This is a genomic window from Weissella thailandensis (genome assembly GCF_005405465.1).
GTDB lineage: Bacteria > Bacillota > Bacilli > Lactobacillales > Lactobacillaceae > Weissella > Weissella thailandensis.
The window spans coordinates 1-13,748 of record NZ_BJEC01000007.1 but is presented as its reverse complement, the minus strand read 5'-3'; the positions used below and the strand labels follow the sequence as shown (position 1 = coordinate 13,748).

At 39.5% G+C, this 13,748-nt stretch carries 14 protein-coding genes and 2 tRNA genes; 2 read left to right on the top strand and 14 right to left on the bottom strand.

Annotated elements, in window-relative coordinates; translation table 11 throughout:
* Positions 1 to 19 precede the first annotated feature (19 nt).
* The 14 genes from atpE to FFM62_RS04060 all read right to left on the bottom strand — a co-directional run bounded on the left by atpE (position 20) and on the right by FFM62_RS04060 (position 13,146).
* Positions 20 to 238 (bottom strand): F0F1 ATP synthase subunit C, encoded by a 219-nt coding sequence (gene atpE / locus FFM62_RS04125; protein ID WP_115470994.1) that lies wholly within the window; start codon positions 236 to 238, stop codon positions 20 to 22.
* 39 nt (positions 239 to 277) lie between these two features.
* Positions 278 to 988, bottom strand: coding sequence for a F0F1 ATP synthase subunit A (atpB, locus tag FFM62_RS04120; RefSeq protein WP_115470993.1), 711 nt, complete (start codon positions 986 to 988; stop codon positions 278 to 280).
* A gap of 296 nt (positions 989 to 1,284) precedes the next feature.
* Positions 1,285 to 2,562, bottom strand: a complete 1,278-nt coding sequence (locus FFM62_RS04115) for a solute carrier family 23 protein (RefSeq protein WP_115470992.1) — start codon at positions 2,560 to 2,562, stop codon at positions 1,285 to 1,287.
* A 243-nt stretch (positions 2,563 to 2,805) separates the two neighbouring features.
* A complete protein-coding gene (locus FFM62_RS04110) occupies positions 2,806 to 3,435 on the bottom strand; it encodes an NAD(P)H-binding protein (protein WP_115470991.1) in 630 nt (209 codons plus the stop codon).
* 90 nt (positions 3,436 to 3,525) lie between these two features.
* Entirely contained in the window at positions 3,526 to 4,155 is a 630-nt protein-coding gene (gene upp, locus FFM62_RS04105; RefSeq protein ID WP_115470990.1) for a uracil phosphoribosyltransferase, read from the bottom strand.
* 39 nt (positions 4,156 to 4,194) lie between these two features.
* Positions 4,195 to 5,445: a serine hydroxymethyltransferase gene (gene glyA / locus FFM62_RS04100; protein WP_115470989.1), complete on the bottom strand. Its 1,251-nt coding sequence runs from the start codon at positions 5,443 to 5,445 to the stop codon at positions 4,195 to 4,197.
* A gap of 30 nt (positions 5,446 to 5,475) precedes the next feature.
* The gene (locus FFM62_RS04095; RefSeq protein WP_115470988.1) at positions 5,476 to 6,504 is read right to left on the bottom strand and encodes an L-threonylcarbamoyladenylate synthase; all 1,029 of its coding nucleotides are present in this window, start codon (positions 6,502 to 6,504) and stop codon (positions 5,476 to 5,478) included.
* 2 nt (positions 6,505 to 6,506) lie between these two features.
* Positions 6,507 to 7,367 carry a peptide chain release factor N(5)-glutamine methyltransferase gene (prmC, locus tag FFM62_RS04090; RefSeq protein ID WP_115470987.1) on the bottom strand — a complete coding sequence of 287 codons (861 nt, stop codon included), beginning with the start codon at positions 7,365 to 7,367 and terminating at the stop codon, positions 6,507 to 6,509.
* A 9-nt stretch (positions 7,368 to 7,376) separates the two neighbouring features.
* Positions 7,377 to 8,462 carry a peptide chain release factor 1 gene (gene prfA / locus FFM62_RS04085; protein WP_115470986.1) on the bottom strand — a complete coding sequence of 362 codons (1,086 nt, stop codon included), beginning with the start codon at positions 8,460 to 8,462 and terminating at the stop codon, positions 7,377 to 7,379.
* A gap of 21 nt (positions 8,463 to 8,483) precedes the next feature.
* A complete protein-coding gene (locus FFM62_RS04080; protein ID WP_115470985.1) occupies positions 8,484 to 9,086 on the bottom strand; it encodes a thymidine kinase in 603 nt (200 codons plus the stop codon).
* A 122-nt stretch (positions 9,087 to 9,208) separates the two neighbouring features.
* Positions 9,209 to 9,916: a type 1 glutamine amidotransferase gene (locus tag FFM62_RS04075; RefSeq protein WP_115470984.1), complete on the bottom strand. Its 708-nt coding sequence runs from the start codon at positions 9,914 to 9,916 to the stop codon at positions 9,209 to 9,211.
* A gap of 4 nt (positions 9,917 to 9,920) precedes the next feature.
* On the bottom strand, positions 9,921 to 11,273 hold the full coding sequence (locus FFM62_RS04070) for a MurT ligase domain-containing protein (protein ID WP_115470983.1): 1,353 nt from the start codon (positions 11,271 to 11,273) through the stop codon (positions 9,921 to 9,923).
* 155 nt (positions 11,274 to 11,428) lie between these two features.
* Complete coding sequence (locus FFM62_RS04065; protein WP_115470982.1) at positions 11,429 to 12,394, bottom strand: type I phosphomannose isomerase catalytic subunit; 966 nt, start codon at positions 12,392 to 12,394, stop codon at positions 11,429 to 11,431.
* 29 nt (positions 12,395 to 12,423) lie between these two features.
* Positions 12,424 to 13,146, bottom strand: coding sequence for a MucBP domain-containing protein (locus FFM62_RS04060; RefSeq protein WP_115470981.1), 723 nt, complete (start codon positions 13,144 to 13,146; stop codon positions 12,424 to 12,426).
* A gap of 195 nt (positions 13,147 to 13,341) precedes the next feature.
* Here FFM62_RS04060 and FFM62_RS04055 point away from each other — a divergent pair.
* A tRNA-Asn gene (locus FFM62_RS04055) sits at positions 13,342 to 13,413 on the top strand.
* 132 nt (positions 13,414 to 13,545) lie between these two features.
* Positions 13,546 to 13,617 (top strand) — tRNA-Asn (locus tag FFM62_RS04050).
* Positions 13,618 to 13,748: the final 131 nt, after the last annotated feature.

Below are 13,748 nucleotides of genomic sequence, written 5' to 3'. Positions count from 1 at the left end.
GTTGGCCTCCGTATCTCAATTAGCGTGCAAGCAACATAAATGCAAGCGCAATCGCAATAATTGGTACGGCCTCGACTAGTCCAACACCAATGAACATGTTGGTACGTAACTTACCTTCTAATTCAGGTTGACGTGACATACCTGAAAGCATACTTGAAATAACAATACTGTTACCAATACCAGCACCGATAGCAGCGCCAGCAGCAGTAATTCCAACACCTATGGTTGCAACATCCATTTTTATAATCCTCCAATTAAATATAAACAGTTACTGTAGTTACTCTGTCTTTTCAGAAACATAGACAGTTGTCAAAGTGACGAAGACGAACGCCTGAATGGCCCCGATAAACAGTGAAAATCCTTGCCAAAGCATTGTTAGTAAAAATGCCGGTACAAACGAAACAACGCCAGCTGATTGTGCCAATTGCCACAATAGTGATAGCACCATTTCACCAGCAAAGATATTACCGAACAAACGCAATCCCAAAGTCAAAAAGCTTGTGAATTGCTCGATTAAGTTGATTGGCAATAATGCACTGAATGGTGAAAAATAAACTGACTTAACATATCCTTTAAATCCAAGCTTCTCAACTCCCAAGAAATGGGCAATGCTGATCGCAATCAATGCTAATGTCATCGTGACCAACGGATTAGCCGTTGGTGAGTTAAGGAATGTGTCGCCGCCAACACTAACGCTGAAAGCAACTCCTAACTGATTTGACATAAAGATAAACATAAACAACGAGAATGCAAAGAACTTTAAGTTATTACCAGTTTTATTTGGTAATGATCCATCAACAATATTATTTGTAAAATCAATGACCCATTCTAACATGTTCTGCTTGCTCTTACCGGATGGCTTGATTACTAACTTACGAGACATCCAAAACGCTAACAGAAAAACAACGAGCACCGAAATTGTTGTTGATATAATTACGCTCCAATCAAACGTCAACCCTGCAATGGTAAAGGTTGCGCTTTCCTCCACTGAAATTCACCTCTTTCCCTTTTGAAATATCATCAAGCGGTATACAAAATCATACAGCACCGTTTAACTTTTACCCCCTAATATTACCCCTTTTTTGAGCTAATTCAATCATTAACAATCACCCCTATTTGTCCCATTATCGAAACGCCATTTTATAAAGCTTGTTATAACACGATTTCTGTTATTCCAAAAAAGAATAGGACGAATTTAATATCCAAAAATGAAATATTCACTACAAAGAAATAGTCATAAATAAAATAAAAAAACAGCTTTTTTACAAAAACTGTTCTCAATTATTATTTTTCAGAAGCTGCTTTTTCAGGCAAAATCAAATTCAACACAATACCCAAAACTGTTGCAATAGCAACACCTGAGAACTGTACAATGTTATTCCCGTGACCAATTTGTAGGTAGGCATTTCCAATACCGATCACCAAGACTGATGAAGTGATCATCAAATTACGCTTTGAATTAAAGTCAAGTTGATTTTCAACAATGATACGTAAACCAGATGCAGCGATGACACCAAATAACAGGAATGATACCCCACCAGTTACGGCGCCAGGGATACTTTGAATAACTGCTGATAACTTACCAACGAATGAAAATAGGACCGCAAATGTTGCTGCGCCAATCAAAACGTACACTGAGTGAACTTTCGTGATTGCCATAACACCAATATTTTCACCATAAGATGTCACTGATGGTCCACCAACTAATCCAGCAAACAGAGAAGCAGCTCCGTCACCAGCTAAAGTACGGTGTAGACCAGGATTCTTGATATAATCACGTCCTGTTAAATCATCCAAAACCATCAAATGACCTAAATGCTCTGTAATCGTAACTAATGCAATTGGCGCCATGACTAATACTGCGCCCCAATGCATCACCGGTTTGTAATCAACAAATGGGATATCAAATTCTGGTAAGGCAAACCAAGCCGCATCTGCAACTGGCTTTAAATCAACTAAGCCAACCATAATTGCTAGAACATAACCAACGATAATACCTAATAGAATTGGAATCAAACCTAGAAAGCCACGCAGATACATATTAAAGAAGATCGTCACACCCAACGTAATCATAGCAACTAAAAATACGCGAATATCGTATTTACCATCTAATAACGTTGCTGATTCTGCGGCTGATCCTGATAATGACAATCCGATAACCATGATAATTGGACCAACAACGATTGGTGGTAATATTTTTTCAATCCAGTCAGTACCAATCAACCCAACAATTGCCGCCACAATCAAATAAACAATACCAACAGATATAACCCCAGTGGCAACACCTGGATAACCAGTCGTTTTCATCAAAGCAACCATGGGAATAATAAAGGCAAAACTTGAACCCATGTAAGCAGGAATTTGACGTTTCGTAATTAAAATATGCAATAGTGTTCCAACACCAGAACTAAACAGGGCAATCCCTGGGTTCAATCCAACCAACAATGGGACAAGAACCGTTGATCCAAACATTGAGAACATATGCTGTAACGACAGCCCTATCCATTGCCAGAAACCTGGCTTTTCATCCACATCTAATACGACATCACGTTTAACTTCCATCGTGTTTTTCCTTTCATATATAAACTTATAACCTGAAATAAAAAAGTTGAGGTATAAAAATACCTCAACTTGATAGTTTTCTCTAATATGATAGTTTCGCTTACCGCCAAATCAACACGACAGCACCAAAATAATCTTATTAGCCTCACAGGACCAAGTTAAAGTTATTTTCAACGGTTATAATTATATATCAGTTAACAAAATTAGTAAACAGAATTAATCAAAGGTTAAACGTTTAAATTATTATAATTTTGCAATGGCTGTCGCAATATCAGTTTCACCATCCCCCATTGGCAATAATTTGCCATAGGTATTTTCAGCATTCAAAATGCCAGCTAATACATCAGCAACATTTTCAATACTATTAGCGGTCGCTGTCTTTGGATTAAACTGCACTTTACCTGAACCGGCTTCTTCTAATAAATTACCTGGTTGCAGAATCGTATAATTTAATGTTGTGTGATCCATCAACCAATTATCAGCGAAGAACCGTGCAATATAATAATCCCTCAGTTCTTCACCCCAAGCTTTAGGATTAGTGGCTTGCCATGCACTCAACATGATAAATCGCTTAATGCCCACTTTTTCAGCCGCATTTTCTAACTTAACAGCACCAAAAGCATCGACTTGTAAGACATTCTTACCTCGCGATCCAGCAACAAAATAAACCGCATCCAACTTTAAATCAGTTAATTCAGTTACTAGTTGCTCTTCATCGACCAATAGATCAATATTAGCTAGCTCGACCTTGTCGCTATTAAACTTGTCATCCAAGTGACGGGTACCTGCAATGACTTCATGCCCTGCAGCGGCCAACTTATCGACTAATAAATGACCTACTCGTCCACTTGCACCAGATACTAAAATTCTCATAATTTCCCCTTTCCAAATAAAACAAAAAAAGGTTGGTAAAAATTTACCAACCTCCCCAACATTTCAATAATTAATAATGAAATTTTGTTATTAATGAGTACCAAACAAACGATCACCCGCGTCACCTAGACCCGGAATAATATAACCATGTTCGTTAAGTTTCTCATCCAAACCAGCTGTATAAATATCAACATCTGAATGAGTTTTTTGCACCGTCTCAACACCAATTGGAGCTGAAACTAGTGTAATCAGCTTAATTCTTGTGGCTCCACGCTTCTTTAATGCATCAATCGCCATCACAGCAGATCCACCAGTTGCTAACATTGGATCAACAACCAAAACTTCACGTTGATCAATATCTTCAGGCAACTTTACAAAGTACTCCACTGGCTCAAGTGATTCTTCATCACGATACATACCAATATGTCCAATTCGAGCGGCAGGGATTAACTTCATAATACCGTCAACCATTCCCAAACCAGCACGCAAAATTGGTACAATTGCTAATTTCTTACCAGCAAGTGTTTTTTGTGTTGTCGTTGCAACAGGTGTTTCAATAACCACATCTTCAACTGGTAAATCACGTGTTACTTCATAAGCCATCAATGAAGCAATTTCGTCAACAATTTCACGAAATTCTTTTGTACCAACATCTTTATTACGAATAATCGTTAATTTGTGTTGAATTAGTGGGTGATCAAAAACCGTTAGCTTACTCATTTCAAAGCTCCATTTCATTTTTCTCTATTATACGCTTTTTTAATTTGCGTGTTCAATCCCCGATAGCGGGAATCGACTTGTTAAGTCCAATACTGACTGTTCAACTGATGCAAGGGTCGCTTCATCTTCTGGATTAGCTAGCACCTGTAAAATCAACTCGGCAACTTCTTTAGCATCCGCTTCTTTGAAACCGCGGGTGGTAATGGCAGGTGTTCCAATACGAATACCTGATGTCACAAATGGACTACGTGGTTCATTTGGAATAGCCTCTTTGTTCGTTGTAATATGCACACTATCTAAAATATTTTGAACCTTTTTACCAGAAATACCTGTCTTTGTCAGATCCAAGTTAAACAAGTGATTATCTGTACCGCCTGAAACAACGCGTACAAGATCTGATTGTGCAAAAACATCGGCCATCGCTTTAGCATTAGCAACAACTTGTTGGCCATATACCTTAAAGCTTGGTTGCATTGCTTCATAGAAAGCTGTTGCTTTACCAGCAATCACATGTTCTAATGGTCCACCTTGTGTACCTGGGAAAATTGCTGAATTAATTGCCTTACCCAATTCTTTTTTGGCCAAAATCAAGCCACCACGTGGTCCCCGTAATGTTTTATGCGTTGTTGATGTCACAACATCAGCAATCCCAACTGGTGATGGATGCACACCTGCAGCAACTAAACCAGCAATATGAGCCATATCAACCATTAAGTAGGCACCCACAGAATCAGCAATTTCACGGAATCGATCAAAATCAATAAAACGTGAATAAGCTGAAGCACCAGTAACAATTAGCTTTGGTTGGTACTCTGCTGCTAATGCAGCCACTTGATCATAATCAATTCGCTCGTCATCATTTAATCCATAGGCATGGAATTGATAAGTTTTACCAGAAAAGTTAACTGCAGATCCGTGTGTTAAATGACCACCAGCATTAAGGTCAAGTCCTAAAACATGATCACCAGGTTCTAATAAGGCAGCATAAACAGCAGCATTTGATTGTGAACCAGAATGAGGTTGCACATTAGCATACTCTGCTCCGAATAATTCTTTGACACGATCAATCGCTAATTGTTCTACTTGATCAATATACTCCGTACCACCATAGTAACGCTTATTAGGATATCCTTCAGCGTACTTATTCGTTAGAACACTCCCTTGAGCAGCTCGTACGCCTGCAGATGCAATGTTTTCTGAAGCAATCAACTCGATATTATGTTCTTGACGATCGGCTTCACGATCGATTGCAGACCATAGTTCGGGATCAAAATCACGGTAATTTGTCATTGGGGTTGACCTCCTTTAAGTCAAAAAAGCTTAAACATGTAACAACTCACTAATCCAGTGTCCACCTGATGCTTTACCTAAGCGGTTATTATAAGCGCCATTCACATCAACTTGTGGCATAGCAGCAACAAGAATCGTTTGCACATCCTTCTTATCATCAAAATAACGCAAACCGGCAAATAATTTTGCTGCAGCTGTGTCATTATTATCACCTAATGACCAAATAAAATCCATCCCTGCTAGCTGATGCTTTTCAATTAGATCATTCGTCAACATCAGTCCAACTGGTTCTAATTGTGACTGCATCCAAATAATTGCTTGTGTCCAATCTTCTGGTGCAACCATATAAACTGCTTTATCAGGGGCATAGTGGCGATATTTCATTCCTGGTGCTTTGGGCGTTTCGTCATCAGCAACGTGATGAACTTCAGAATCAATAGCCATCCCAATGACCGCTTCTATTTGTGCTGGCGTAATTTTTCCAGGACGCAAAACTGCTGGCATACCCGATGATAAGTCTAACACCGTTGACTCAACACCAATCTTAGTTGGCCCATCATCTAAAATACCCGCAATTTTACCATGTAAATCATGGTAGACATGCTTGGCCAATGTTGGTGAAGGTTTTCCAGATGTATTGGCTGAAGGTCCAACAAGTGGCTTACCACTCTCACGAATCAATTGGCGAGTAGCATCATTGTCAGGCAAACGAACGGCTACTGTATCTAGTCCACCAGTGACTGTCATTGATAATACGCCTGGTTTTACTGGTAAAATCATAGTCAATGGACCTGGCCAGTAAGCCGACATCAATTTTTGTGCACGCTCATTAACAATTGCAAAATCAGACACTTGTTCTGGATCCGCAACGTGCACAATCAAAGGATTATCTGAAGGACGACCTTTGGCTGCATATACTTTACCAACTGCCTTTTCATTATAAGCGTCGGCACCAAGCCCATAAACAGTTTCTGTCGGAAAAGCGACTAACGAACCACGTTTAATCGCACGCGCCGCCGCGTCCATTTCGTTAACTGTCCATATTTTTGTTTCTGTCATTTCTACATCTCCCGCAATACTTTAATCATTCGATCATGACCACTTAAATCTTGATGTAACGTTACTGTGACCTGAGGTAATGTTCCAAATAAATCAACAAGTTTGCCCCCTTGTTGATAACCGATTTCAAAGTAGGCAGCCCCACCTGGCTTCAAAAAAGTCAGCAGGTCTGTTGCCATTTTCTTATATAACGCCAATCCATCATCATCCGCGTAAAGGGCAACGTCTGGTTCAAACATAACCACTGATTCATCCATCACTGATTGTTCACCACGGCTAATGTAAGGTGGGTTAGCAACAATAATATCAAAAGTGCCTGTAACATCTGTAAACAGATCACTTTGCACCAACTGTACTGCTGGCGCATATAACTGCGCATTTTCTTTCGCAACGGCCAAAGCATCTGTTGAGATATCAGTACCCGTAACATCCCAATTCGTACGCTCTGCATTTAGTGAAACAGCAATTGCACCAGAACCAGTACCAATGTCTAATACTCGTTGTTTGGTATTTGATGGATGGTCTTTGAGCACCCATTCCACTAGTTCTTCCGTTTCCTGTCGTGGAATCAACACACGGCGGTCAACTTGAAATTCACGTCCATAAAACGCAGCATGTCCAAGTGCGTATTGCACTGGTTGACCACCTTTAATGGCACGAACAGCGACCATAAAGCGTAGTCGTTTTTCATCTTCTAGAACCGTATTCAAATTGTTTCCTAATTGTGCGTAATTCCAATCCATCATTCCTGTTAACAAATAATCGATTTGAGCCATACGCTCTTCTTGATCATGAATATAGGGTTCTAATTGCCAATCGCCCCATTCACGAACAGCTTGAATCGTCCATTGTTCATCAAACATACGTTTATTCTATCCTTGCTTCAAGGCTTCCAGCTTTGCTGTCTGATCAGCAATCAACAAAGCGTCGATGACATCTTCTAATTCACCATTCATAATACGATCCAACTTATTCAATGACAGACCAATACGATGATCAGTCACACGATTTTGTGGATAATTGTATGTACGAATACGTTCAGAACGATCACCAGTTCCAACAGCTGTCTTACGTTGTTCAGCATACTCAGCTTCATTCTGTGATGCGTAGTAATCGTAGACACGTGTCTTCAAGATTTCCATCGCCTTAGCACGGTTCTGCTGTTGTGAACGTTGATCTTGCATGGCAACAACAATACCAGTTGGTAAGTGGGTCATACGTACCGCTGATGATGTCTTGTTAATGTGTTGTCCACCAGCACCAGATGAACGGTAAACATCCACACGCAAATCCTTGTCTTCAATCTCAATATCAACATCTTCATATTCTGGCATCACACCAACTGTAGCTGTCGAAGTGTGCACACGACCAGCAGATTCAGTTTCGGGTACTCGTTGCACACGATGGGCACCATTTTCAAACTTTAACTTTGAATAAACATTATCCCCAGTGATCATCAAGACAATTTCTTTATAACCACCAATTTCGGTCTTGTTTTCATCAATGATTTCAACTGTCCAGCCTTCTTTTTCGGCATAGCGAAGATACATGTCATAAAGATCAGCCGCAAATAAAGCACCTTCATCTCCACCAGCTGCACCGTGAATTTCCATGATAATGTTCTTATCATCATTTGGATCCTTAGGCAGTAGTAAAATCTTGATTTGCTCTTCTAATGATTCTTTTTCAACACGTAAGTCTTTTAATTCTTCCTTGGCTAACTCTTCAAGTTCAGAATCATTGGCTTCTTCACGCAAAATCTCTTCATTTTCTTCGATACTTTCAACGACTTGCTTGTAGTGCTTGAAAGTTTCAACCGTCTCACGCAGACTACCCTCTTCTTTAGATAGCACCAAAAAACGTTTTGTATCGGCAATAACATCGGGATCAGAAATCATTTCGCTGACTTCGTCATATCGATCCACAACAGATTGCACTTTTTCAAAAATTTCATCCATGTGTTTTTTATTCCTTTATTTTTATTTTGTATTTAATCCAGTCCGACGGGCTAATGCTTCTAAATCAGGATGATTATAATGGTTACGGCAGACCGGCATGTAGGCCTCATCCCCACCAATCTGAACTTGTTCACCTTCGTAGACCGGTTGCCCGTTTGAAATGCGCAAGTTCATAACGGCTTTACGACCACAAAATGAACAAAGTGTTTTCATCTCTTCGATTTTGTCAGCATAAATTAGTAATGCTTCTGAACCAGGGAATAACTCGTTAAACGCATCGTTTTTCAATCCAAAAGTTAGTACTGGAATATTTAATTCATCGACTACCCTGGTTAATTGCAAAACTTGTTCTTTGGTCATAAACTGCGCCTCATCAATCAACACAGCGGCAATTGAATCACTTTCTGAAATCAATTTAAACAAGTCGTCTGTGGGATGAATCGCCTGTGCTGCACGCTGCATACCTATTCGTGAGGCAATTGCACCCACTCCTGATCGGTCATCAAGCGCACTTGTTAGGAGCAAAACGCGTCTTTGTTGCACTTCATAATTATGTGCAACTTTCAAAATTTCAATGCTTTTACCACTGGCCATTGCACCATAACGAAAGAATAATTGCGCCATCTTTTTCTGCCTTTCTCCTGTAAAAATCCAGTTTGCACTCCAGTCTAGTATAACAAAAATGTCAATAAAAAAAAGAGAATGGCGTTATCGTTCCATCCCCCTGTTTGATTATGCAAAATTGCCTAGAAAAATTCCGGCGTAATCGCTGCAATTTTATCTTGCCAATTAACATCTGGATAGCGTCGCTCTAAAGCTAGTTGCAAGATGTGTAAGGCTAAATTACCATTACGAGTCAAGATAGGACCATGGAAATATGTCCCGTAAACGTTGCGGTACACCAAACCTTCACCACCGTCTTCACCATTGTTACCATTACCCTTGATAACTTTACCAAGTGGGCGTTCATCATCTCCTAAGAAAGTACGTCCTTGGTGGTTTTCAAATCCACGGTATTCCAAGTCATTCACTTCATCATGAATGGTTATGTTACCGATGAAACGATTATCCGGTTGATTTAATGTATAGTGACTTAGCGCGCCGATACCATTTACTCTAGTACCATCAGCTAGCAAAAAATACTGTCCTAATAGTTGGAAACCACCACAAACCCCTAAAAATGGGCCATCAGTTTCAATATATTGTTTCAACGCAGGTGCTTTATCTGGCAAATCATCAGCCACAATCATTTGCTCGTAATCCTGACCACCACCAAATAGCACAAAATCATAAGTTGTCGGATCAAAATCATCTCCTAATGAGATAATTTTTTCATCCACTTCGACCCCAATTTGATGCGCATAATATCTGAGAGCAACAATATTCCCAAAATCACCATACGTATTCATCAAATCACCGTATAAATGTGCTGTATGTAACTTATAATCAGCCATTGGCTTATTCCCCCATTCCTGTATGAATATAACCTTGTTGCTTCAATTCAGTACGTAACTGTAACATTGCCGTATACGTTGCAAGTATATAAACGCGCTTGGTTGGCATTTTTTCAATCGCTGGCACAATCTGCTTTAAGTCTTGATAAACCGGATGATCGCCAAAGTTAGCCATCTTCAAGCGAACATACAAATCTTTATATCGTTCACCACCTGTTGCTACTGATTGGATGCCAGTATCGTGTAATGACTCAAAATCCGCATCCCAAATCCAACTGGTATCAATACCATCAGCATAATTTGCATTAAGCAAGGCAATCATTGAGAAAGGTTGATCATCCGTTTTCATCATGTCAATGACCTGATTTGCACCCACCGGATTTTTGATTAAGACAATCGTAACTTCTTTATCATCGACTTTAACTGCTTCTTGACGTCCAAATATTTGCGCATTAGATGAAAATGCTTGCTGAATCTGGTCAGCTGATACACCCATAAAACGCCCGACAGCATATGCTGCTAGCGCATTATAAATATTGTACATACCACCAATTTCAATTTGGAAAGTTTTACCATCAATATCAAAATTCGATGAAATTGGTGTTAGTTTATTAAGCTTTGTGACTGCATAATCTAAGGCTGGACGCTTAAAATCATCAGTAACTGAGAAATAATCTCCTTGATTACCGAATGTTATAAAGTGATAATGCAAAATTGAATGGTCTGTTGGCGATAACACACCGTCAGTATTATGCGGTGCTTTCATGTCACCAGTAGCCAGTACATGATTAAAGCCATAATAGACTTTTGGATTTGGTAAATCTCCCCGCATAAAAATTGGTGAATCCGCATTCGCAATAACAGTTGCTTCAGGAAATAAACGAATTCCCTTTAATATCTTTTCATATGTTGTATAAATCTCACCATACCGATCCATCTGATCACGGAAAATGTTTGTTAACACAAAGGCTTTAGGTTTTAATTGTTTAGCAACTGCCTCCACGTTGGCTTCATCGACTTCTAGTAAAGCCACCGGGCGTTGTTGTTTATCTGTGACCTTTGATGTCAACATCGTTCCTGTAATACCCTGCATCATATTCGAACCCGAAGGATTAGTAATGACATCAGCATATTTTTCTCGTAAGACGCGCGTTGTTAACGTTGTTGTCAAAGTCTTACCATTCGTTCCCGTAATCAGAATAACATCATATTTTTCAGCATAGCTTTGCATAACATTGGGATCGATTTTTGTTGCTAACTTACCAGGCAATGATGTACCACCCCGACGTAAGATATCATGCAATACAGTATATGTTCCCTTCCCAACCAAAGTTGCTAATCCACTTTTAAGGCTCATGTTATCCTCCTAATTGTGCAAACAAATCACGCACGCCTTTATCTGCAATATCTTTTCAATAATCATCTATCAAATTTTACCATTTTGAAATAAAGAAAGACACCACTGTTTATGCAACAGTTAGCGCCTTTAATATAAATGTTACTATCCTATTTTTACAGTGACTTAGGTCCTGGTGTCGATGTAATTAGTGTGGCATGTCCATTGAGTTTCCATGTCTCAACATCATTCGGCAAAATAAAACTGATTCCTTTTGCCAAGTGATAAGTCACACCAAAGACGGTTAATTCAACATCGCCATCAACCACTGTTGCCAATGTATAGGGAGCCGTTGCATCCACCGTTGCACGACCAGCAATTTGCCACTTCACCACATTAAAGTATGGGGCTGTAACTAACTCTGTGAACGTTAAATCTTCAATATGTGAAACTTTTTGCGTTGGTTTATTAGGAATAAATGGCACAGTTGTCACATTTTTAGCGTCAGCCAAATGCAAATCACGCTTAGCACCTGTCTTGGCATCAACCCGATCAAAATCATAGACTCGGTAAGTCACATCTGAAGATTGCTGTGTTTCTAACGTCAAAACACCCTCACCAAGCGCATGCAACGTACCAGAAGGAACATAAAAGAAATCGCCAGCTTTCACAGGAACCTTCTGTAACAAGTTATCCCAATCTGCCTCATCAACTTCTTGATCAAATGTTTGTTTGTCTTGTGCTGTATGGCCATAATAAATAGTAGCACCTGGTTCAGCAGACAAAATATACCATGATTCGGTTTTCCCTAACTCACCTGCATGTTCGCTAGCATACTCATCATCCGGGTGGACTTGTACTGATAAATCACGATGAGCATCTAAAATTTTTACCAACAAAGGAAATGGTCGATTTACATCTTCATTAGCAAACAGTGCTGGCTCATCACGCCATAGTTCAGCCACAGTTTTACCCGCATATTTACCGTTGGTGACGGTAACTGGACCATTAGGATGTCCAGAAATTACCCACGCTTCACCAGTACTTTCTGATGGTATATCAAAATCATAAACGTCACGTAATGCGGTACCACCCCAAATTTTTTCATGTAATGCTGGTTTTAATATCAATGGTTCTGTCATAATGTCCCCCGACTAATTACCATAATTAATTACTTATTCAACGACAAATAAATAGCTGATAACCATCCTTGCTGCGCAACATGGTACCATGTAACGCCTGAAGGATCGACGACTTGTTCCGTCACTTCTACCGAAGTACCATGCTGCATGCGACCAATTTCATGTCCATACGGCTGTGAATAAACGACCACTTCTTGACTAGGAATATAGTCGATTTTACCCTGAGCACTGATTGGCGTTGGCTGCCAAACTGTTGGTCGCTTCCATTCAGCAACCGGTTGATTATGCTGACCATCATTATCAGTGAGCTTCATAGTCTGCATATCATACTTGATCCATCTTGAATCAGCTAATTGATACCAAAAATCACCTGTTCGTGTCGCCATACGTTGCGAAACCTTAACAACAGAGCCAGACCACAATTTCTGACCAGTTTCGGTTAAATCTTCCACATCAACAACAGGCTGTACATTTTCTAAAATACGTAAATATTTATGTGTCAGCTGCTCTGTTACAGCGACATCCTCACGTTGATAGTAAAATGTCGCCGAATACATGGTTTGTTCATCAAAGGTTCCTGTTAACGTCCCCTCTGAAGACACAAAACGGTAACCTGATATTGATTCCGGATCAATTGAAAAAGTGTCACCAATATAACCTTCAATCAATCGTGCACGTGTCAGCGCACTTTTTGTATCAACATCTTTTGCATACACCCATACGGGCATCCCTTTTAGTTGAAAGTCAGCCATCTGCGCTGCCCCCTAATCGTCATTTATTAACTCTATCATACCAATTAAATGAATTTTTTTCTTGTTTTATTGACATCCTTTTACTTTTTATTTAATAATTATTCTCGTCCAGAATAATTATTAAATTTTATTCATTTATGCGGTTGACTTTTAATTTATCACAGTGTATATTTAATGTATTCGCTGGTTAATTATTGCTCTGTAGTTCAGTGGTAGAATAACTCACTGTTAATGAGGAGGTCGCTGGTTCGAACCCAGCCAGAGCAGTTATATAAAAGCAATACCAAGACTATCTCAAGGCATCACTTTTATATTCAGGTAAATTAAAGAAATTTCATTTACCTAGTTGACTTTTAATCATAAGCGTTGTATATTTATCACATTGCTTGATGCGATGATTGCTCTGTAGTTCAGTGGTAGAATAACTCACTGTTAATGAGGAGGTCGCTGGTTCGAACCCAGCCAGAGCAGTAATTAAAAAAGCCGAGACACAAGTTGTTGTCTGAACTGAACCCCGTAAGTTGGAGTAATTTCCAAAACTTACGGGGTTTTACTATGTTTTCAAAAGAAGTACAAATTGAAGCAGTCACGATGTACCTACA